This is a genomic window from Streptomyces zaomyceticus (assembly GCF_014656215.1).
Classification (GTDB): domain Bacteria; phylum Actinomycetota; class Actinomycetes; order Streptomycetales; family Streptomycetaceae; genus Streptomyces; species Streptomyces zaomyceticus.
In genome coordinates, this window is record NZ_BNBZ01000023.1 from 92,503 (window position 1) to 111,263 (window position 18,761).

An 18,761-nucleotide genomic window follows, 5' to 3' on the forward strand; every position below is an offset into this window, starting at 1 on the left:
GGGGGGTCGGGCCTTTCCCGTGGTGCGCTGCTGTGGTGCGGGCCTTGCGAGTCCTTCGGCCAGGCTCACACGGTGGTAGACGGATCGTCAACAAGTCGTGCGCAGGGGATTGACGACACTACTGACGGGCAGTCCGATAAGAGGTGACCGAAGGTAACGCGACAACGGCGAGCACAGTGAGGTGCGCGACCATGACCCCCTTCACCGAGCCCGACTTCAGCCTCCTCCGGGACGCCCTGGGGCCGCTGCGCGACCGGGAACAGGTCGCCGAACGCCTCCTGGAGTCCTCCCGAAGGCACTCCTACGACCCGGACACCGAGCTCGACTGGGAGGCGCCCTTCGAGGACGGCAAGTGGTTCTGGCCGCCCGAGCTGCTCTCCCTCTACGACACCCCGCTGTGGCGCGGGATGTCCGAGGAGCAGCGGATCGCGCTTTCGCGGCACGAGGCCGCCTCGCTCGCCTCGCTCGGCATCTGGTTCGAGATCATCCTGATGCAGCTGCTCGTCCGGCACATCTACGACAAGTCGCTGACCAGCCATCACGTCCGCTACGCGCTCACCGAGATAGCGGACGAGTGCCGGCACTCGATGATGTTCGCCCGGCTGATCCGGCAGGGCGGCACCCCCGCGTACCCGGTGCCGAAGCTCTACCACAACCTCGCGCGCCTGCTGAAGACCGTCTCCACCACCCCCGGTTCCTTCGCCGCCACCCTGCTCGGCGAGGAGATCCTCGACTGGATGCAGCGGCTGACCTTCCCGGACGAGCGGGTGCAGACCCTCGTCCGCGGGGTGACCCGCATCCATGTCGTCGAGGAGGCGCGTCATGTGCGCTACGCCCGCGAGGAGCTGCGCCGCCAGATGGCGACGGCTCCCCGCTGGGAGCAGGAGTTCACCCGGCTCAGCTGCGGGGAGGCCGCGCGGGTCTTCTCCACCTGCTTCGTCAACCCCCGGGTGTACGAGGCGGTGGGCCTCGACCGGCGCGAGGCGGTGGCGCAGGTGAAGGCGAGCGGACACCGGCAGGAGATCATGCGCTCCGGCGCGGGCCGTCTGACGGACTTCCTCGACGACATCGGGGTGCTGCGGGGAGTGGGGCGACGGCTGTGGAGGTCGTCGGGCCTGCTGGCCTGAGCCGCCGCCCCCGCCCGGGCGGCACGACCGCCCGCGGCAGGGGTCCTTCGGACGATGCCGACCGCTCCGCAGGGGGGCGGGGCTACGCTGCGGGCATGACAGGTGCCGTCACTCCCGCGTACCGCAGGCTCAGTGTCGAGGAGCGGCGCGGGCAGCTCCTCGAAGCCGCCCAGGAGCTCTTCGCCCACAGGTCGCCCGAGGACGTCTCGCTCGACGACGTCGCCGAGGCGGCCGGTGTCTCGCGCCCGCTCGTCTACCGCTACTTCCCCGGCGGCAAGCAGCAGCTGTACGAGGCCGCCCTCCGCTCCTCCGCAAACGCCCTGAACCACTGCTTCACCGAGCCGCCGGCCGGTCCGCCCACGGAGCGGCTCGGCCGGGTCCTCGACCGCTACCTGGCCTTCGTCGACGAGCACGACGCGGGGTTCAGCGCCCTGCTGCGGGGCGGCAGCGTCGCCGAGACGTCCCGGACCACCGCCATCGTCGACGAGGTGCGGCGGGCCGCCGCCGAGCAGATCCTCGTCCACCTGGGGGTGGAGCGTCCGGGCCCCCGGCTCGGCATGCTGGTCAGGACCTGGATCGCCGCCGTGGAGGCGGCCTCCCTCATCTGGCTGGACGAGGACAAGCGGCCCCCGGCCCGGGAGCTGCGGGAGTGGCTCGTCGACCATCTCGTCGCCCTGCTCGCGGCGACCACGGCGAGCGACGAGGAGACGGCTCGGGTCGTCGGGCGGCTCCTCGCCCAGGAGACGTCCGAAGGCCCGGTGGCGAGGCTGGCCCGCCGGGTGATCCCGGTGGTGGGCGAGGCGGCCCATCTGCTCTGAGGGGCGGGAGCCCGGCGGGCGGGCGGACCGGAGGGGGCGGAGGGGAGACTGGTGGGGTGAGAAGCGAGAACACCCCCTTCCGTGGCGGCCCCCTCGACGGCCGGGTCCTGCCGATCCTGCTCGGCCCGACCGGCCATCCGCCGAAGTGGTACGAGGTCCCGGTCCCGGCCCACGACGGTCGCCCGCCGACCCTGTACACGTACCGGCGCGAGCCCGCGGGCTACAGCAAGCGGCTGGGGCTCCAGCGGGGCTGGGTCTACCAGTACGCGCCCGAGGGCCGCGAGCGCCGGGAGCTGAGGTGGCCGTGGTCGCGACCGAGCGCCCCCGCGGCTCCGCCGTCCAAGGATGCTGAGCCGAACGGGTGAGGCCACCGGGCGCGCCCCTATTCGTACGGTAATCAGATGAAGTGAGGCGTCATCATCCCCGTGGAGGTGGTGACGTGTCGCGACGACTGCTGCGTACGGTCTGCACGGGGGCGCTCGCCGCGGTGACGGCACTCGCGGGGCCCGTCCCGGCGGGCGGGTCCGCGCCGGAACCGCCGGCCGACCCCCCGGTGGAGGCGCCGATCGCCTGGGCGGACCCCGCGGCCGAGCCGGTGGGCCCGGTCGACCCGGAGGCGGGGACGGGGGCGGGGGCGACGGAAGCCCCTGCTGATCCGGCGGACACGGCGGGCACGGCCGATCCGGTGGACACGGCAGACACGACAGATCCCGCAAGCCCAGCCGGTCCGACCGACCCGACCGATCCTCTCGGCCCAGGGGCGGACGCGACCGCCCCGCGTCCCACCGCCCCTCTCGCCCCCGAGACGGACCCGACCGTCCCCGGAACCCCCACCACCCCCGCTCCCCCCGCCGCCGTCCCGGACGACGACGCCGCCGCTCTCCCTCCCCCCGGTGGGGACTCCGTCTCCGCCCTGCTGACCCGGTTGCGGACGCTCTACCAGCAGGCCGAGGAGGCGACCGAGCGGTTCAACGCCGCCGAGGAGGCGTTGAAGCTCCAGACCACCGACACCAAGAAGGTGACCGCCCGGCTCACCGCCGCCCGTACCGCCCTGGCCCAGGGCCGTGCCGCGGCCGGCCGGATCGCCCGCGACCAGTACCAGGGCAGGTCCGAGTTCTCCTCCTACCTGCGGCTGCTGTTCGCGCCGGACCCCCGGTCGGCCCTGGACCAGGGGCATCTGATGGCCCGTGCCTCCCGTGAGCGGGCCTCGGCCGTGTCACGGCTCGAAGGGGCCGAGCGGCGGGCCGGGGCGCTGGCGAGCGCCTCCCGCAAGGCGCTCGACCGGCAGCAGACCCTCGCCGCCACGCAGCGCACCCGGCGCGACGAGGTGCGCGCCCGGCTCGCGGAGGTGGAGAAGCTGCTCGCCTCCCTCTCCCCCGACCAGGTGGCCCGGCTCACCGAGCTGGAGCGGGAGCAGACGGCGGGCGCCCAGCGCGAACTGCTCGACTCCGGGGTCCTGGACGACCGGCACACCCCGTCCCCGGCGGGCGCGGAGGCGCTGCGGTTCGCGGTGGAACAGATCGGCAAGCCGTACGAGTGGGGGGCGGAGGGTCCGGAGACGTACGACTGCTCGGGTCTCACCCAGCGGGCGTGGGCGGCGGCGGGCCGTGAGGTGCCGCGGACCAGCCAGGAGCAGTGGGCGACGCTTCCCCGGGTGTCCCTGTCCGAGCTGCGCCCCGGGGACCTGGTGGTCTACTTCCCGGGCGCGACGCATGTGGCCGTCTATCTCGGCGAGGGTCTGGTGGTGCAGGCGCCGCGGCCGGGCGGGAAGGTGAAGGTCTCGCCGATCGCGGCGAACCCGCTGCTCGGGGCGGTGCGCCCGGATCCGGGCGGGACCGCGCTGGCCTCGTACACCCCGCCGGAGCTTCCGGCGGGGGCGAGGGACGGCGGGGACGAGGGCTACGACCGCGGCTGAACCGCGCGTCCATGCCCATGCCCGTGCCCACGCCCATGCCCATGTCCGGCCGTCGCCGACGAGAGGGCGGTGGCGGCGCCTGGAACGGGGGCCGGCCGCCCTCGGGCAGCCGGCCGTGTGCCTCGGCCGTCAGCCGCCCGCGACCTCGGCCAGGTACGCGGACGTCTTCTCCGGGTCGAAGAAGAAGTTCTCGAAGTCCGACGGGTCGTTGAAGCCGTTCGCGAAGCGGTCGGCCACCGGCTGGAGCTCGCCCGCGGCGCCGAGCAGGTTCAGGACGTGCTCCGGCGGGACGCCCAGCATCGCGTTGGTCCACTTGGTGACGTGCTGGGCCGTGTTCCAGTAGCGGTCGAAGGCGGACTGCATCCACTCCTCGTCGAACGGCCGGTCGCCGTGCTCGACGATCGCCGCCAGGTACGCGGCGGCGCACTTCGACGCCGAGTTGGAGCCCTGGCCGGTGATCGGGTCGTTGGCGACGACCACGTCGGCGACGCCGAGGACCAGACCGCCGCCGGGCAGCCGGCCGATCGGGTTGCGGACCGTCGGCGCGTACCGGCCGGCCAGCGTGCCGCCCGCGTCGGTCAGTTCGACCCTGGTGGCGCGCGCGTACTCCCAGGGCGTGAACTTCTCCATCAGCTCCAGGGTCAGCGACAGGTGCTCCGCCGGGTCCTTGACGCCCTGGAAGGCGTCGAGCGGGCCGCCGGGAACACCCTCCCAGAAGAGGATGTCGGCGCGGCCGCCCGTCGTCAGGGTCGGCATCACGAAGAGTTCGCCGACGCCCGGGACCAGGTTGCAGCGGACCGCGTCGAAGTCCGGGTGCTCGGGGCGCGGGCCGAGACCGTGGACGTACGCGACGGCCAGCGCGCGCTGCGGCGCGTCGTACGGCGAACGGGAGGCGTCCCGGCCGAACATGGAGACCAGCTCGCCCTTGCCCGCCGCCACCAGCACCAGGTCGTAGCTGCGGGAGAAGTAGTCCAGGTCGCTCACCGCGGCGCCGTGTATCACCAGCTGGCCGCCGCGCTGGGCGAAGGTCTCCATCCAGCCGGCCATCTTCACCCGCTGGTCGACGGACTGCGCGTACCCGTCGAGCTTCCCGACCCAGTCGATCGCCCGGCCGCCGTCCGGGGCGGCGACGGAGACGCCGAGGCCCTCGATCCTCGGGGCCTGGGACTCCCAGAAGTTGAGGCCGAGGTCCCGCTCGTGCTGGAGCGCGGTGTCGAACATGCACTGGGTGGACATGACCCGGCCGGACCGGATCTCGTCCGCCGTCCGGTTCGACATGAGGGTGACCTCGTACCCCTGCGACTGGAGTCCGAGAGCGAGCTGCAGACCGGACTGGCCGGCGCCGACTATGAGTATCTTCCGCATGGGTGGTGCTCCTGGCGTGACGGGGAGGACTATTCGGGGGTGGCTTCGAGGGCGTGCGCGACCATCGCGAGCAGGCTCTCGACCACGCTGTACCGCTTGCGCGCGTCCATGATCACCACGGGCACGTGCGAGGGCACGGTCAGAGCCTCCCTGACGTCGTCCGCCTCGAACAGCTCGGTGCCCTCGAAGTGGTTGACGGCCACGATGTACGGCAGTCCGCAGCTCTCGAAGTAGTCGAGCGCCGGGAAGCAGTCCGTGAGCCGCCGGGTGTCGGCGAGCACGATCGCGCCGATCGCCCCGCGCACCAGGTCGTCCCACATGAACCAGAAGCGCTGCTGTCCCGGCGTACCGAAGACGTACAGCACCAGGTCGTTGTCGAGCGTGATCCGGCCGAAGTCCATCGCCACCGTGGTGGTGAGCTTGTCCGGCGTGGCGGTGAGGTCGTCCGTCTCCTCGCTCGCCCGGGTCATCAGCGCCTCCGTCTGGAGCGGAGTGATCTCCGAGACGGCGCGGACGAAGGTGGTCTTGCCCACGCCGAAGCCGCCCGCGACGACGATCTTCGTGGCTATCGGGGCACGGGTGTGGTCGAGCTGCCAGTCCTGGGCGCCGTCCTCGGCGTCCGGGGCGGAGGCGTTCGCGCCGTCGGTATCCCGTTGGAAGAGATCGACCTCGGGAGCCTGGGGCTGTGCGGGAATGCCCGTCACCGCCGGTGAATCGGAGACGGCGGAGGCGTCAGAGACGACGGAGTCCACTCAGCACCCTTTCGAGGAGCGCGCGGTCGGGCTGGCCGGTGCCGTGACCGGTCCCGTACACACGGATCTTTCCCTGGTCGGCCAGGTCACTGAGCAGGACCCGGACGACCCCCAACGGCATCTTCAGAAGCGCCGAGATCTCCGCGACCGTCCGCATCCGGCGGCAGATCTCGACGATGGCCCGCATCTCCGGCATCAAGCCGCGGGCGCCGGGCCCGCCGTCCGTCAGGACCTTGCGCACGACGGGCGCTTCCAGCGCCGCCACGAAGGTCTCGACGAGCAGGACATGGCCGAAGCGGGTGCGCCCGCCGGTCAGCGAGTAGGGGCGCACGCGTGCGGGGCGGCGCCCGTCTCCCCGTATCGGCAGCCGGTGGGCGTGGAACCCCGGGGAAACAGACGTCACTGGGTGCTCTCCAACGATTTGCGCAGCTCGCTGCGGACTTCGGGGGTGAGTACGTGACCGGCGCGGCCCACGAAGAGCGCCATGTGGTACGCGACGACGCTCATGTCGCAGTCGGGCGTGGCGTGCACGCCGAGCAGCGAACCGTCGCTGATCGACATCACGAAGACGCTGCCCTCCTCCATCGCCACCATCGTCTGCTTGACCCCGCCACCGTCCATCAGCCGGGCGGCGCCGATGGTCAGGCTGCCGATCCCGGAGACGATGGTGGCCAGATCGGCGCTGGAGCCGCGTGGCCCGTCGGGACGGCCGGCTTCGGCGGCGACCGTCGTGCTCTGCTGGGCGGCCGGGTCGGACGAGAGCAGCATCAGGCCGTCGGAGGAGACGACGGCGACCGAGCGGACGCCGGGCACCTCCTCCACCAGATTCCCCAGCAGCCATTGCAGGTTGCGGGCTTCCGTGCTCAGTCCGAACGTTCCCGTCGCAGTCAACTGCGTGCCTCCTCGACTGTGTCCCCCGTCATCTCCTCTGTACGTGCGGTACTGCCGGCTTCTATCTGAGCCGTGTCCAACTCCGCCTCCACGTCGCGGCGCCCGGCCTTGGCGCCCTGGTGGAAGCCGCCGAGGCGGCGGCGCAGGGCCTCCGCGTCCACGCCGCCCTGACGGGGGGTGGCGGCGGCGCCGGCGGGACGGACCACCTGCGGGGTGCGCTTGGGCAGGCCCTTGTCGGTGACCCGCTCCCACTGTGCGGAACGCGGCCCGGGAACCGGCTGGTCGGGGACCGGCTCCTGGACGGACGGGGCCGTGGGCTCCGTGCGGTGCGGCTCGGGTTCCGTGTGTACGGGTTCCGCGTGTACGGGCTCCGCCTGCCGGGGTCCGGCGTGCGGCGCGGGGTCTGCGGCCACGTCGACGGCGCGCTCGTGGGCGTCCGGCTCCGGCGGCGGGTCGGGCAGCCGGACCTGGAGCGTGGTCTCGGAGACGGACTCGCCGAGGGCCGGGGGCTCTTCGTACGCGGGCGCGGGCTCGTACGCCGAAGGCTCCGTCGGCTCGTACCCGGGCTCGGGCTCGTACGCGGGCTCCGGCTCGTGCGGGAGCTCCGCGGACGGCTCCGCGGCGGGTGCCTGCTCCGGTGCGGGTGCGGGCGTCACGTCCGGGGCCGGCTCCCGCTGCTCCTTCGCCGCGTTCACCTCCGCCGCCAGGAACGCCCGCTCCGCCGCCTCCACCAGGGGGTCGATCCCCGGGTCCGCGAGCGGGTCGCGGTTCCGGGACTGCAGCGTGTTGGAGTTGGCCTCCGCGACCGAGCCGGGCAGCTGGATCGCGGGGGCGCCGCCCGACACCCGTACGGGCTCCGACACGGAGGTCGGCGGGGAGGTCGGAAGCAGGGGTTCCGGCAGGACCACCACGGCCGCCGTGCCACCCGGCTTCTGCTCCCGCAGCTCGACGCGGACGCCGTGGCGGGCGGCGAGCAGCGCGATGACGCGCATGCCGAGCCCCTCGCCCTCGAAAGCGGCCGGATCGGCCTCGGCCAGGCGCGCGTTGAGCTCGGCGAGCCGGGAGGCGGTCATGCCGATGCCCGCGTCCTGGACGGAGAGCATCACCTCGCCGGTCTCCAGGAGCCAGCCGGAGAGCTGGACCTCGGCGTCGGGCGGCGAGAAGGAGGTGGCGTTCTCCAGGAGTTCCGCGATCAGGTGGCTCAGGTCGTCCGCGGCGAAGCCGGCGATCTGGGCGTGCGGCGGCAGCGACTGGATGGTGACCCGCTCGTACCGCTCGATCTCGCTGACGGCGGCGCGCAGGACGTCGACGAGCGGGACCGGCCCCGCGTGGCCGTGGACGTGCTCGTGGCCGGCGAGGACGAGGAGGTTCTCGCTGTGGCGGCGCATGACGGTCGCCATGTGGTCGAGCTTGAAGAGGGTCGCGAGGCGGTCCGGGTCCTGCTCGCGCTCCTCCAGCTTCTCGATGACGCCGAGCTGCCGCTCGACGAGCCCGAGGCTGCGCAGCGAGAGGTTGACGAAGGTGTGGTGGACGGTGCTCCTGAGCCGTTCCAGGTCGGCGGTGAGGAGCGCGACCCTGCCCTGGAGTTCGGCCCGCTGGGTGGCGAGCTCGGCGCCGAGGGACTCCTTGGCGGCGGCCAGGTCGGCCCGGTCGTCGGTGAGGCGCTCGGTCCGGGCGGCGAGCCCGGAGAGCTTGCCGTGCAGGGTGTTGAGGGAGCGGACGACCTGGGCGAACTCGTCGTTGCGGCCGGTGAAGCGGACCGGCTCCGCTTCCGGCTCCTGCGCGGCGGCGAGCCGGGCGGCGCCGATGCGCAGGACGGCGAGCGGCCGGGTGAGGGTCCGGGCGACGTAGGTGGAGATGCCGATCGCGACGATCAGACAGCCGCCGAGGAACGCGATCCGCAGTTCGAGGGCGGTGACGTCGTCGTCGCGGAGCGCGCCGAGCCGTTCGACCCGCTCGGTGGCGAGGGCGGACTCGACGCCGCGCATCTGCTCGATGCGGGCGGAGAGGGCGGACTCCAGGCCGGCCGGGTCGGTCTCGCGCTCGGTCTCCGTCAGCCGGGGCTGGTCGGTGAGGGAGGCGAGCGAACGCTCGGCGCTCTTGACGTCGGGGCCCGCCACGGTGGCCGCGAGGGAGTCGCGGGCGGCGGAGCCCGCGGCCTGGTCGAAGTCGCCGAGAGCGGCGAGCTCGCGGACCCGGGCCTGCTGGGCGGCGGCGGTGAGGGCGTCGCGGGCCCGGTCTGCCTCGGCGGCGCCCTCGGGCACGTCGGGGACGTAGGTGCCGGTCTCGGGGTCGTAGTGGACTTCCCCGGTGGGCTCGGGCTGGTGCACGGAGAGCGCGGCGAGGAGCAGACCGCGGGCGGCGGAGGCCTGCTCGACGGCCCGGCCGAGGGCGGCGGGGGCACGGGTGGCCTCGGTGAGCGCGGCGTCGGAGGCGCGGGCCGGGGTCTTGTCGGCCAGTTCGTCGGCGAGTGCCTGGAGCTTGGTGATGACCTCCGAGTACGCCCGGTGGGCCTCCAGGGCCGTTCCCTTGCCCGTGAGGGCGGTACGGCGGACGGAGGGGACGCCCGCGAGGTCGCGGCGGAGCTCGGCGGAGGCGCCGGGGCGGATCTCGTCTATCTGCCGGTCGACCCGGGTGGAACGGGTGCTGGTGACCTGGCGCTTGTTCTTGGCGTCGCCGCTCTGGTTGTCACGGCCCGCGGCGATGTAGGCGACGACCTCGTCGCGCTCGTCGGCGAGGGAGTGGGCCAGGGTGACGGCCTGCCGGTCGAGTTCGGCGAGGGTGACCAGGCGCTGGGAGTCCGTGAGGTCGGCGGAGGCGGCGAGGATCGCGGGGGCTCCGGCGGCGAGGACCGTGATGCCGACGAGGGCGACGCCGGCGACCAGCCGGTTGCGGACGCGCTTGGGGCGTCCGGCGGGAGGCTGGGGCTGGGCCGTGGCCTGGGGGTGCGCCTGCGCGGTGGGCGCGGTCACGGCGCCGTCCGGGGTCGGCGCTGCACCGGGGGTCTGGCTCCGCGTGCCGTTCTTGCTCCGAGGCCGCTTCATCTGCACCGGTGCTCGCATTCTTGACTCGTCCGCCCACAAAGCAGAGGTGACGGCCGGTCACATGGAGCGCCCCCACCCCTGGTACGGCTTCCGACCATTCCAGCGCTTCTGGGAAGGGGGCGCGCATCGGCCGCTCCGCCACCCGAACGAGTGAACAACACTCATGAGTTGGCGAACAACTTCTCCGGGCGGCCTCCGGGGGTCCCGGAGGGCCCCCGGTTGGATCTTCCGGGCGGGCTTTGGCAGGATGCCCGCCCGCAGCTCCACGGAAGTGGTAGTTCCGCCTCCCTCGCGGCCCCGGCCGGTTTGGTACAGGCCTTTTCCCCTCATTTGCAGGTCCGGTGAAGGAGTGTGGCGGGCCGGGCACACTGGTTGCCATGCGCAGCGATGTCGCCTCACTCCCCGGCAGCCCCGAACGCCCCAACGAGGACTGGGTGGCCGCCACTCCGCCCGCTCCGGGCGGCGGGGGAGCCGTCGTCCTCCTCGACGGCGTCACACCGCCCGCCGGTGATGACGGTTGTGTGCACGGCGTGCCGTGGTTCACCGCGCGGCTCGGTGGGGCTTTGACCGAACTGTCCGCTTCCCGGCCGGACATGCCCCTGTCCGGGATCCTGTCGCTGGCAATCCGGCGCACCGCGGACGCCCACCGCGACACCTGTGACCTTTCTCACGTGCGTACGCCTCAGGCGACCGTGGTGCTCGCCCGCTGGGACGAGACCTCGGTCGAGCACCTCGTCCTCTCCGACTCCGTCCTTCTCCTGGAGTCTCCGGACGGGGAGGTGCGGGCCGTCCTCGACGACCGGCTCGACCGGGTGCCGGACGAGATCCTGCGGTCCCTGGCGGCGACGGACCGGCTGCGGAACCGGGAGGGCGGCTTCTTCACGGCGGCGGCCGACCCGGCGGTCGCGGCGCGGGCGGTGACCGGAACGACCCCGCGGGCGGAGGTACGGTCCCTGGCCGCGCTCACGGACGGGGCGAGCCGCTGGGTCGAGCTGTTCGCCGAGGGCGACTGGACGGACTGCCTCACGGTCCTGCGCGAGGAGGGAGCGCCGGGCCTGCTGCACCGGGTGCGGGCGCTGGAGGCGGCGGACGAACAGGCGGGCGGGGCGCGCCGCTGGAAGCTGCACGACGACGCCTCGGCGGCCTACGTGGAGCTGCTCAGCCCTCGGACCTGACGTTGAAGTGGTTGAGGAGGCGGGCGAGTTCGGCGACCTCGGCGCGGTCCCAGTCGGCGAGCTTGCGGACGTACCGCTCGCGCCGGGCGTCCCGTACGTGCCGGAAGCGGTTGCGGCCCTCCTCGGTGAGCCGGACCAGCGAGGCGCGTCCGTCGGCGGGGTCGGGGTCGCGGGCGACGAGCCCGAGGTCCTCCAGGGCCCGGAGCTGCCGGCTCATGGTGGCCTTGCCGACCCCGAAGTACCCGGCGAGTTCGGTGGCCCGCTGGGGGCCGGCGTCGTCGAGCCGGACGAAGAGCCCGTAGGCGGCGGGTTCCAGCTCGGGGTGGACCTCACGGGCCATCTCGCCGGACTGGGCGCGGGCGCGCCGCAGGAACACGGCGAGCTCCCGCTCCAGTGCGAGGAACTCCCGGTCGACCCCGCCGGCCGGGGCGCCCTGCCCTGCCGGGGCGGCCTGCCCGCCCGTGACGGCCGGCACGTCCGGTCCGGCCCCCACGGCGGCCGGGACGCCAGGTGCACGCTCGGCGGCCCGGACATCCGGTGCGCCCCCGGCGGGCGGGACGTCCGGTCCGCCCCCGGCGGCGGGGACATCCGGTCCGGCCGCTCCGGGCGGGACGCCCGGCCCCACCGCCCCGGCGGGAGGGACGCCCCGGCCCTCGCCGGCGGCCCGGGGGACCCGGCCTTCACTTCCCGTACCGCTTCCGCGCACGTCAGCACCTCCCACACGTCCTCCGGCGACCTCCCGACGGCTTTCCGGCCGCTGAAAGTTTCTTCCGGCCGAGGCCATCGCCGCAGCTCCTTCAGTATTTCGCAGGAGTAGACCAACGGCGGCATCCGGACCCCCTTCCGCCCACCGGGTCTACGTGCGTAGCGTCGTCCCCGGCGTCAGCGCTGACATGTCCACACCAGGACTGTCGACATCGCTCCCCCCACCGAGCCTTTCGGAGGCACGCAATGCGTGTGCACAGATCCGGAACGACCCTCGCCGGTGCCGCCCTCGCGGCACTGGCCCTCCTCCTCCCCCTCGCCGGGCACGCCGGAGCCGTCCAGGACCCGGGCGTCCGGAAGGTGCCCGCGCGGGGCACCGCCAGCATGGGCATGGGGGTTCTCGCGCACGACGGCCAGGGCTCCTCCCCCGGCGGCGTCTCGGTCCAGGCCGTCCAGACGGAAGGTGTGGACGTCTCCAGCCACCAGGGGAACGTGGCCTGGTCCACGCTGTGGAACAGCGGAGTCAAGTGGGCCTACGTCAAGGCGACGGAGGGCACGTACTACAAGAACACCTACTTCAACCAGCAGTACACCGGCTCGTACAACGTCGGCATGATCCGGGGCACGTACCACTTCGCGACCCCCGACACGACGACCGGTGCGGCCCAGGCCGACTACTTCGTAAACAACGGCGGCGGCTGGTCGAAGGACGGCCGGACCCTGCCGGGGGTGCTCGACATCGAGTGGAACCCGTACGGCGCCACCTGCTACGGCAAGACCCAGGCCGGGATGGTGGCCTGGATCCGCGACTTCGTGAACCGCTACAAGGCGCGCACCGGGCGGGACGCCGTCATCTACACGGCGACCAGCTGGTGGACCCAGTGCACCGGCAACTCATCCGCCTTCGCCGCGACCAACCCGCTGTGGATCGCGCGGTACGCCGCTTCGGTGGGCGAACTCCCGGCCGGCTGGCAGTACTACACGATGTGGCAGTACACCTCCTCCGGCCCGACGGTCGGCGACCACAACCACTTCAACGGCGACCTCTCGCGGGTGCAGGCGCTCGCCAACGGCTGACGTTCCCGCACGTACGACGGCTCCCGGGTGTGCGGCACCCCGGGGGCCGCTTCGGCTTTTCCGGCCCACCCCCTTGCCTATTGGTATGGACCAATGCGAGGCTCTACGGCGATCGCCCGGGATTCAACTTCCGTGTGCTCAGCGCGCGTTGCTCGTCCGTCCTCCCCCACGCACGAGAGAGAGCCCCCCCATGCAGTCCACCCGTCGCACCGCCGCCGGTGTCGCCGCCCTGTCCGCCGCCGCGGCGTTCGTCGCCCTCACCCCCGGCACCGCCGGTGCCCACGGAGCCGTCTTCAACCCCGTGAGCCGCGTCGCCGCGTGTTACGCGGAGGGCCCCGAGACCCCCAAGTCACAGGTGTGCAAGGACCTCGTCGCCGACTCCGGCACCCAGCCGCTCTACGACTGGAACGAGGTCAACATCGCCAACGCCGCCGGGCAGCACCAGGCCCTCATCCCGGACGGCAAGCTCTGCTCGGCGAACCGCGAGAAGTACCGTGCCCTGGACTGGGCGCGCACCGACTGGCCGGCGACCGCGGTCGCCGCGGGCTCCTTCGACTTCAAGGTCCGGGTGACGGCCGCCCACTCCGGCACCATGACCGTCTACATCACCAAGCAGGGCTTCGACCCCACGCAGCCGCTGAAGTGGTCGGACCTGGACGCGACCCCCGTCGCCGTCCACAACACCACCCGCACCGCCACCGACGGCTACTACAACTTCACGGGCAACCTCCCCGCCCGTACCGGCCGCCACATCGTCTACAAGGTGTGGCAGCGCAACGACAGCCCCGAGGCCTTCTACAGCTGCTCGGACGTCACCTTCGGCGGTACGGCCGCGCAGGCGTCCACGGCCAAGGCCCCGACCGAGGCGAAGATCGCGGCGGGCGCCGACCTCTCGACCGTGAGCCACGCGGGCCACGGCGGCGACGAGCAGGCGCCGGCCCTCTCCGCGGAGACCACCGCGACCCCCACCTCGCCGCTCCCCATGGCCCTCGCGGGCGCGGGCGCCCTCGCCACCTTCGCCGCGGGCACCCTGCTCCTGGGCCGCCGCCGGAACTCGTCCGCCTCCTAGGCGGTCCCTTCCGGATCCTGCCCGGCCGCGTCGCACCAGGCCGTCCGGCCGCAGACCCGTCCGGCTCGTCCGGCGCCCGGGAACCCGTCCGGTTCCCGGGCGCCGGGAGTCTTATGAGCCGGACGCACCGAGCGGGAAGAGGGCGGTGAGCCGGGGGATCGCCACCCCCTCCGGGCGAGCCCCCCGGGCCTCGCCGCCCTCTTCCCACTCGTCCGCCGCCTCACCCGAAAGCTCGTCCGCGAGCTCCTCGGTCATCTCCTCGACGGCGTCGAGGAACTCCTCGCCGTCGTCGTCCTCCTGGCCGGTCAGCTCGTCGTACGCGTCCTGCGCGACATAGTCGAGCTCCTCCCACTCCGGCCACTCCTCGTCGTCCCACTCGTCCCGGAGCCGCCCCACCAGGGCCCGCACCTCCGGCACGTCGGCCAGCGCGTCCGGGTCGGCGACCACCGTCTCGTACACCTTCCGCCCCTGCCCGACCAGCCAGAGGGTGAAGTAGTGGAAGCCGTCGTCGGTGCAGCCGCCGCTCTCGATCCGGTCCACCGCCCGCCACATCGCGCGGGTGCCCGCGACCTCGCACGCGTCCTCAAGGCGCACCTGGAACTCCACGCTCTCGGCGGCCGGGCGCCGGAGCAGCTCCGCGCGCAGCCACTCCAGCCGCTCGTCCCGGTCGTCGGGACGGCGGCTCAACTCGTCGATGAGAGCCCAGAAGGCGTCTTCGTTCATGCGTACGAGCATGACAGCCTCCACCGACATCCGGGTCACGAATTACCCGCGGGTATCCCGGTCGCCGGGCACGACGGAGCGGGGTGCCCCCGCAGGTCGGGGGCACCCCGCTCGTCGGGGGGGCCGTTACGCCGCCACTCCCACCGGTACCGCCGCCGGGGCCAGCGCGATCTCCAGGACCTGGCGGACGTCCGTCACCGGGTGGACCTCCAGCTTCTCCAGGATCTCGGCCGGGACGTCGTCCAGGTCGGCCTCGTTCCGCTTGGGGATCACGACCGTCGTGATGCCCGCGCGGTGCGCGGCGAGGAGCTTCTGCTTCACTCCGCCGATCGGGAGGACCCGGCCGGTGAGCGAGACCTCACCGGTCATGGCCACGTCCGTACGGACAAGCCGCCCGCTCAGCAGGGAGGCGAGGGCGGTCGTCATGGTGACGCCGGCACTCGGGCCGTCCTTGGGGACCGCGCCCGCCGGGAAGTGGATGTGCACGCCCCGGTCCTTCAGGCCGGTGACGGGCAGTTCCAGTTCCGCGCCGTGCGAGCGCAGGAAGGAGAGCGCGATCTGCGCCGACTCCTTCATCACGTCGCCGAGCTGACCGGTGAGGGTCAGCCCGGCCGCGCCGGTCTCCGGGTCGGCCAGGGAGGCCTCGACGAAGAGGACGTCCCCGCCCGCGCCGGTGACGGCGAGGCCGGTGGCGACACCCGGTACCGCGGTGCGGCGCTCGGCGGGGTCCTGGGCCGACTCGGGCACGTGGTGCGGCCGCCCGATGAGGTCCCGGAGGTCGTCCGGGGTGACGGTGAACGGCAGCTCGCGGCCGCCCAGTTCGTGCTGGGCCGTGATCTTCCGGAGCAGCCGGGCGACGGCGCGCTCCAGGGTGCGGACGCCGGCCTCCCGGGTGTACTCGCCGGCGAGCTTCCGCAGCGAGGCGTCCTCGAGGACGACCTCACCGGGCTCCAGGCCGGCCCGCTCCAGCTGCCGGGGCAGCAGGTGGTCGCGGGCGATGACGACCTTCTCGTCCTCGGTGTAGCCGTCGAGCCTGACGAGCTCCATCCGGTCGAGGAGGGCCTCGGGGATGGCTTCGAGGACATTGGCCGTGGCCAGGAAGACGACGTCGGAGAGGTCGAGTTCGACCTCCAGGTAGTGGTCGCGGAAGGTGTGGTTCTGCGCCGGGTCGAGGACTTCGAGGAGGGCCGCCGCCGGGTCGCCCCGGAAGTCGGAGCCGACCTTGTCGATCTCGTCGAGCAGGACCACCGGGTTCATGGACCCGGCCTCCTTGATGGCGCGGACGATCCGGCCGGGCAGCGCGCCCACGTACGTACGCCGGTGTCCGCGGATCTCCGCCTCGTCCCGTACGCCGCCGAGGGCGACGCGGACGAACTTCCGGCCCATCGCGTGGGCGACGGACTCGCCGAGCGAGGTCTTGCCGACGCCGGGCGGGCCGACGAGGGCGAGGACGGCTCCGCCGCGGCGGCCGCCCACGACGCCGAGGCCGCGCTCGGCACGCCGCTTGCGCACGGCGAGGTACTCGGTGATCCGTTCCTTCACGTCCTCCAGGCCCGCGTGCTCGGCGTCGAGGACCGCCTGGGCGCCCGGGATGTCGTACCGGTCCTCGGTGCGCTCGCTCCAGGGCAGTTCGAGGACGGTGTCGAGCCAGGTGCGGATCCAGGAGCCCTCGGGGGACTGGTCGCTGGACCGCTCCAGCTTCTCGACCTCCTTGAGGGCGGCCTCCCGGACCTTCTCGGGCAGGTCCGCCGCCTCCACACGGGCGCGGTAGTCGTCGGACTCGTCGCCCTCGGCCTCGCCGTTGAGGTCGCGGAGTTCCTTGCGGACGGCGTCGAGCTGGCGGCGGAGCAGGAACTCGCGCTGCTGCTTGTCGACGCCCTCCTGGACGTCCTTGGCGATGGTCTCGGCGACGTCCTGCTCGGCGAGGTGCTCGCGGAGCTGGGCGGTGGCGAGCTTGAGGCGGGCGACCGGGTCGGCGGTCTCCAGGAGGGCGACCCGCTGCTCGACGGTGAGGAAGGGCGAGTAGCCGGAGTTGTCGGCGAGGGCTCCGACCCCGTCGATCTGCTGGACGCGGTCGACGACCTGCCAGGCTCCGCGCTTCTTGAGCCAGGTGGTGGCCAGCGCCTTGTACTCCTTGATCAGGTCGGTGACCTGACCGGGCAGCGGGTCGGGCAGGGTCTCCTCGACCGTGCTGCCCTCGACCCACAGGGCCGCGCCGGGCCCGGTCGTGCCGGCGCCGATGCGTACGCGGCCGACGCCGCGGATCAGCGCGCCGGGGTCTCCGTCGGACAGCCGTCCGACCTGCTCGACGGTGCCCAGGACGCCGGTCCCCGCGTAGGTCCCGTCGACGCGGGGCACGAGCAGCACCCGCGGCTTGCCCGCACCGGGCCGCGCGGCGGCCTGGGCGGCCTCGACGGCGGCGCGGACGTCGTTGTCGGACAGGTCGAGCGGCACCACCATGCCGGGCAGCACGACCTCGTCGTCGAGCGGCAGCACAGGCAGAGTGAGCGGCACGGACGGCTTGGAGTCAGAAGCCATGATCTCCCCTTCGGCAGTCAAGTTGAGCTATGCCGACTCAATGCATGTGAGCCCATGAATGTTCCCGGACGCCTGTTCGCTCTGAGCGATCACTCTTCCACGAGCCGCTTTCAGTCGATGTAATCCCCCTATGGACATTGCAGCTATTACGTCGGCATGGGTGGCGGGCTGGACCGCCTCCCGGGGAACCCCGGCCGCCGTCACCGAGCCCTGGGGCTACCGGATCGACGTGGGCCTGCCCGAGCACGTCGTGCGCCATGTCCTGCCCGCCCCCGACGCGGCCTCGGTCGGCACGCTCTGCGCGCGGCTGACCGCCCCGTACAGCTGGCTCAAGATCATGGCCGGCCCCGAGGAGGCGGCCGCGTGGATCACCGAGGGGTGGACCGTCCCCGACGACCCGGGCTTCATGATGGTCAAGCGGCTCGACCCCGGCGCCCGGCCCGCTCCGCCCGAGGGGTACGCCCGGACCACCGAGGTCCGGGACGGCGTCATCCGGGTCAGGATCCTCGCCGCCGACGGCACCCTGGCCGCGCGCGGCCAGATCGCCCCGACCGGCTCCACCGCCGTCGCCGACCAGATCGAGACCGACCCCGCGCACCGGCGGCGCGGCCTCGGCGCCAACGTCATGCGCACCCTTGAGGCCGCCGCGGCCCAGGCGGGTGCCGAGACCGGAGTGCTCTCCGCGACCACGGACGGCCTCGCGCTGTACGACTCGCTCGACTGGCAGTACCGGGGGCCGCTCACCGGAATCGTCCGGACGGGGGTCTGAACGAACGGGCGGCCGCGCCCCCGTCCGACGGGAGGCCGCGCTCCCGCGGACGGGAATCCCGGCCGTCCGGCTGCGCACCCCGCCCCTCACCGGGCATGCTCGGTCCATGGTGCGAGGCGTACGGGGAACGTGGTGCGGGGCCCTGCTGCTGGTCGGGGTCCTGGTCGGCGGAGTGAGCGGATGCGGGCCCGAGACCCCGCCCGCGCCCGGCGGACCACCGTCGGGGGTGAGCGGACCGGCCGTGCCGAGCGCCACGGGCGGGCCGGCCGTGCCGAGCGCCACACCGACCGCGCCGACCACACCGAGCGACCCGACCGCGCCGGGTGCCACGACCACTCCGGGCACCCCGGGAACGCCGACGGCCGACCCCCGGCCGAACGAGGTCCTCGTCGAGGTGGTCGTCAACGGCGGGCTCGCCGGAGTCCGCAACCGGCTCGTCGTCCACTACGACGGCTCCTGGACCAGCCGCTCCGGCACCGAGCCGCCCCGCACCGGGCAGCAGACCCCGGCCGAGGCCGCCGAACTGCGTGCCGCCCTGGAGGACCCCGCGTACGCGAAGGTCCCGGAGCGTCCGACGGGCAGCCCGATCGCCGACGGCTTCCAGTACTACGTGACATACCGTCACCACCTCGTCGTCGCCGACGACGGGGACCGCCCGCCCGCCCTCCGGCGGGTCTTCGCCGCCCTCCCGGAGGGCGGCCCGCCGACCAGCCCCTGAGGGGGCGCCGGCTCCCCGGGACGGTCCCTCGGCGGAACCACCGACCGAGCCACGCCACGCGGCGGGGACCGCTCC

17 protein-coding genes are annotated in these 18,761 nt (G+C 73.3%); 9 read left to right on the forward strand and 8 right to left on the reverse strand.

The genetic code is table 11. The features are described from left to right. The first annotated feature begins 191 nt into the window (after window positions 1–191). From IE311_RS26345 to IE311_RS26360, 4 genes are all read left to right on the forward strand, one after another. Window positions 192–1,127 (forward strand): AurF N-oxygenase family protein, encoded by a 936-nt coding sequence (locus IE311_RS26345; protein ID WP_189834296.1) that lies wholly within the window; start codon window positions 192–194, stop codon window positions 1,125–1,127. Between the two features lie 95 nt (window positions 1,128–1,222). Beyond that, complete coding sequence (locus tag IE311_RS26350) at window positions 1,223–1,945, forward strand: TetR/AcrR family transcriptional regulator (protein ID WP_189834297.1); 723 nt, start codon at window positions 1,223–1,225, stop codon at window positions 1,943–1,945. Between the two features lie 56 nt (window positions 1,946–2,001). After that, on the forward strand, window positions 2,002–2,310 hold the full coding sequence (locus tag IE311_RS26355; RefSeq protein WP_189834298.1) for a hypothetical protein: 309 nt from the start codon (window positions 2,002–2,004) through the stop codon (window positions 2,308–2,310). 74 nt (window positions 2,311–2,384) lie between these two features. Further along, a complete protein-coding gene (locus tag IE311_RS26360; RefSeq protein ID WP_189834299.1) occupies window positions 2,385–3,860 on the forward strand; it encodes a C40 family peptidase in 1,476 nt (491 codons plus the stop codon). 129 nt (window positions 3,861–3,989) lie between these two features. Here IE311_RS26360 and IE311_RS26365 read toward each other — a convergent pair whose 3' ends face one another. From IE311_RS26365 to IE311_RS26385, 5 genes are read right to left on the reverse strand one after another with little or no spacing between them, the layout of a single operon-like run. Further along, window positions 3,990–5,225: a styrene monooxygenase/indole monooxygenase family protein gene (locus IE311_RS26365; protein ID WP_189834300.1), complete on the reverse strand. Its 1,236-nt coding sequence runs from the start codon at window positions 5,223–5,225 to the stop codon at window positions 3,990–3,992. A gap of 29 nt (window positions 5,226–5,254) precedes the next feature. Further along, window positions 5,255–5,977 carry a GTP-binding protein gene (locus tag IE311_RS26370; protein ID WP_189834301.1) on the reverse strand — a complete coding sequence of 241 codons (723 nt, stop codon included), beginning with the start codon at window positions 5,975–5,977 and terminating at the stop codon, window positions 5,255–5,257. Then, window positions 5,958–6,380, reverse strand: coding sequence for a DUF742 domain-containing protein (locus IE311_RS26375; RefSeq protein WP_189834302.1), 423 nt, complete (start codon window positions 6,378–6,380; stop codon window positions 5,958–5,960). Before IE311_RS26375 ends, IE311_RS26370 begins: the two co-directional genes overlap by 20 nt. Beyond that, the gene (locus IE311_RS26380) at window positions 6,377–6,868 is read right to left on the reverse strand and encodes a roadblock/LC7 domain-containing protein (RefSeq protein ID WP_189834303.1); all 492 of its coding nucleotides are present in this window, start codon (window positions 6,866–6,868) and stop codon (window positions 6,377–6,379) included. The genes IE311_RS26375 and IE311_RS26380 overlap by 4 nt, the downstream gene beginning before the upstream one ends. Next, window positions 6,865–9,930, reverse strand: coding sequence for a sensor histidine kinase (locus tag IE311_RS26385; RefSeq protein ID WP_229902171.1), 3,066 nt, complete (start codon window positions 9,928–9,930; stop codon window positions 6,865–6,867). Before IE311_RS26385 ends, IE311_RS26380 begins: the two co-directional genes overlap by 4 nt. Before the next feature lie 359 nt (window positions 9,931–10,289). On the opposite strand from IE311_RS26385, the gene IE311_RS26390 reads away from it, so the two are divergent. Further along, window positions 10,290–11,087 carry a protein phosphatase 2C domain-containing protein gene (locus IE311_RS26390; protein WP_189834305.1) on the forward strand — a complete coding sequence of 266 codons (798 nt, stop codon included), beginning with the start codon at window positions 10,290–10,292 and terminating at the stop codon, window positions 11,085–11,087. On the opposite strand, the gene IE311_RS26395 is transcribed toward IE311_RS26390, so the two are convergent. Further along, window positions 11,071–11,562 carry a MarR family winged helix-turn-helix transcriptional regulator gene (locus tag IE311_RS26395; protein WP_189834306.1) on the reverse strand — a complete coding sequence of 164 codons (492 nt, stop codon included), beginning with the start codon at window positions 11,560–11,562 and terminating at the stop codon, window positions 11,071–11,073. The two genes, IE311_RS26390 and IE311_RS26395, sit on opposite strands and share 17 nt — an antisense overlap. A 476-nt stretch (window positions 11,563–12,038) precedes the next feature. On the opposite strand from IE311_RS26395, the gene IE311_RS26400 reads away from it, so the two are divergent. Both IE311_RS26400 and IE311_RS26405 read left to right on the forward strand, forming a co-directional pair. After that, window positions 12,039–12,869: a lysozyme gene (locus IE311_RS26400; protein WP_189834307.1), complete on the forward strand. Its 831-nt coding sequence runs from the start codon at window positions 12,039–12,041 to the stop codon at window positions 12,867–12,869. Between the two features lie 190 nt (window positions 12,870–13,059). Further along, on the forward strand, window positions 13,060–13,938 hold the full coding sequence (locus IE311_RS26405) for a lytic polysaccharide monooxygenase auxiliary activity family 9 protein (protein WP_189834308.1): 879 nt from the start codon (window positions 13,060–13,062) through the stop codon (window positions 13,936–13,938). A 111-nt stretch (window positions 13,939–14,049) separates the two neighbouring features. Here the strand turns inward: IE311_RS26405 and IE311_RS26410 are convergent, their stop codons facing one another. Together IE311_RS26410 and lon are read right to left on the reverse strand one after the other, a co-directional pair. Beyond that, the gene (locus tag IE311_RS26410; protein ID WP_229902172.1) at window positions 14,050–14,661 is read right to left on the reverse strand and encodes a DUF4240 domain-containing protein; all 612 of its coding nucleotides are present in this window, start codon (window positions 14,659–14,661) and stop codon (window positions 14,050–14,052) included. A 126-nt stretch (window positions 14,662–14,787) separates the two neighbouring features. Further along, complete coding sequence (gene lon / locus IE311_RS26415; RefSeq protein WP_189834310.1) at window positions 14,788–17,199, reverse strand: endopeptidase La; 2,412 nt, start codon at window positions 17,197–17,199, stop codon at window positions 14,788–14,790. 130 nt (window positions 17,200–17,329) lie between these two features. Here lon and IE311_RS26420 point away from each other — a divergent pair, with 130 nt between their 5' ends. Both IE311_RS26420 and IE311_RS26425 read left to right on the forward strand, forming a co-directional pair. Further along, window positions 17,330–17,968: a GNAT family N-acetyltransferase gene (locus tag IE311_RS26420; protein WP_189834311.1), complete on the forward strand. Its 639-nt coding sequence runs from the start codon at window positions 17,330–17,332 to the stop codon at window positions 17,966–17,968. Window positions 17,969–18,074: 106 nt separating this feature from the next. Further along, window positions 18,075–18,686, forward strand: coding sequence for a hypothetical protein (locus IE311_RS26425; protein ID WP_189834312.1), 612 nt, complete (start codon window positions 18,075–18,077; stop codon window positions 18,684–18,686). Window positions 18,687–18,761 lie beyond the last annotated feature (75 nt).

What these genes read in the sequence shown, in the direction of transcription:
- IE311_RS26410 (WP_229902172.1), bottom strand. Translation starts at nt 14,661, where the DNA reads ATGAACGAAGACGCCTTCTGGGCTCTCATCGACGAGTTGAGCCGCCGT.
- IE311_RS26350 (WP_189834297.1), top strand. Translation starts at nt 1,223, where the DNA reads ATGACAGGTGCCGTCACTCCCGCGTACCGCAGGCTCAGTGTCGAGGAG.
- IE311_RS26345 (WP_189834296.1), top strand. Translation starts at nt 192, where the DNA reads ATGACCCCCTTCACCGAGCCCGACTTCAGCCTCCTCCGGGACGCCCTG.
- IE311_RS26420 (WP_189834311.1), top strand. Translation starts at nt 17,330, where the DNA reads ATGGACATTGCAGCTATTACGTCGGCATGGGTGGCGGGCTGGACCGCC.
- IE311_RS26425 (WP_189834312.1), top strand. Translation starts at nt 18,075, where the DNA reads ATGGTGCGAGGCGTACGGGGAACGTGGTGCGGGGCCCTGCTGCTGGTC.
- IE311_RS26385 (WP_229902171.1), bottom strand. Translation starts at nt 9,930, where the DNA reads ATGCGAGCACCGGTGCAGATGAAGCGGCCTCGGAGCAAGAACGGCACG.
- IE311_RS26405 (WP_189834308.1), top strand. Translation starts at nt 13,060, where the DNA reads ATGCAGTCCACCCGTCGCACCGCCGCCGGTGTCGCCGCCCTGTCCGCC.
- IE311_RS26400 (WP_189834307.1), top strand. Translation starts at nt 12,039, where the DNA reads ATGCGTGTGCACAGATCCGGAACGACCCTCGCCGGTGCCGCCCTCGCG.
- IE311_RS26365 (WP_189834300.1), bottom strand. Translation starts at nt 5,225, where the DNA reads ATGCGGAAGATACTCATAGTCGGCGCCGGCCAGTCCGGTCTGCAGCTC.
- lon (WP_189834310.1), bottom strand. Translation starts at nt 17,199, where the DNA reads ATGGCTTCTGACTCCAAGCCGTCCGTGCCGCTCACTCTGCCTGTGCTG.
- IE311_RS26390 (WP_189834305.1), top strand. Translation starts at nt 10,290, where the DNA reads ATGCGCAGCGATGTCGCCTCACTCCCCGGCAGCCCCGAACGCCCCAAC.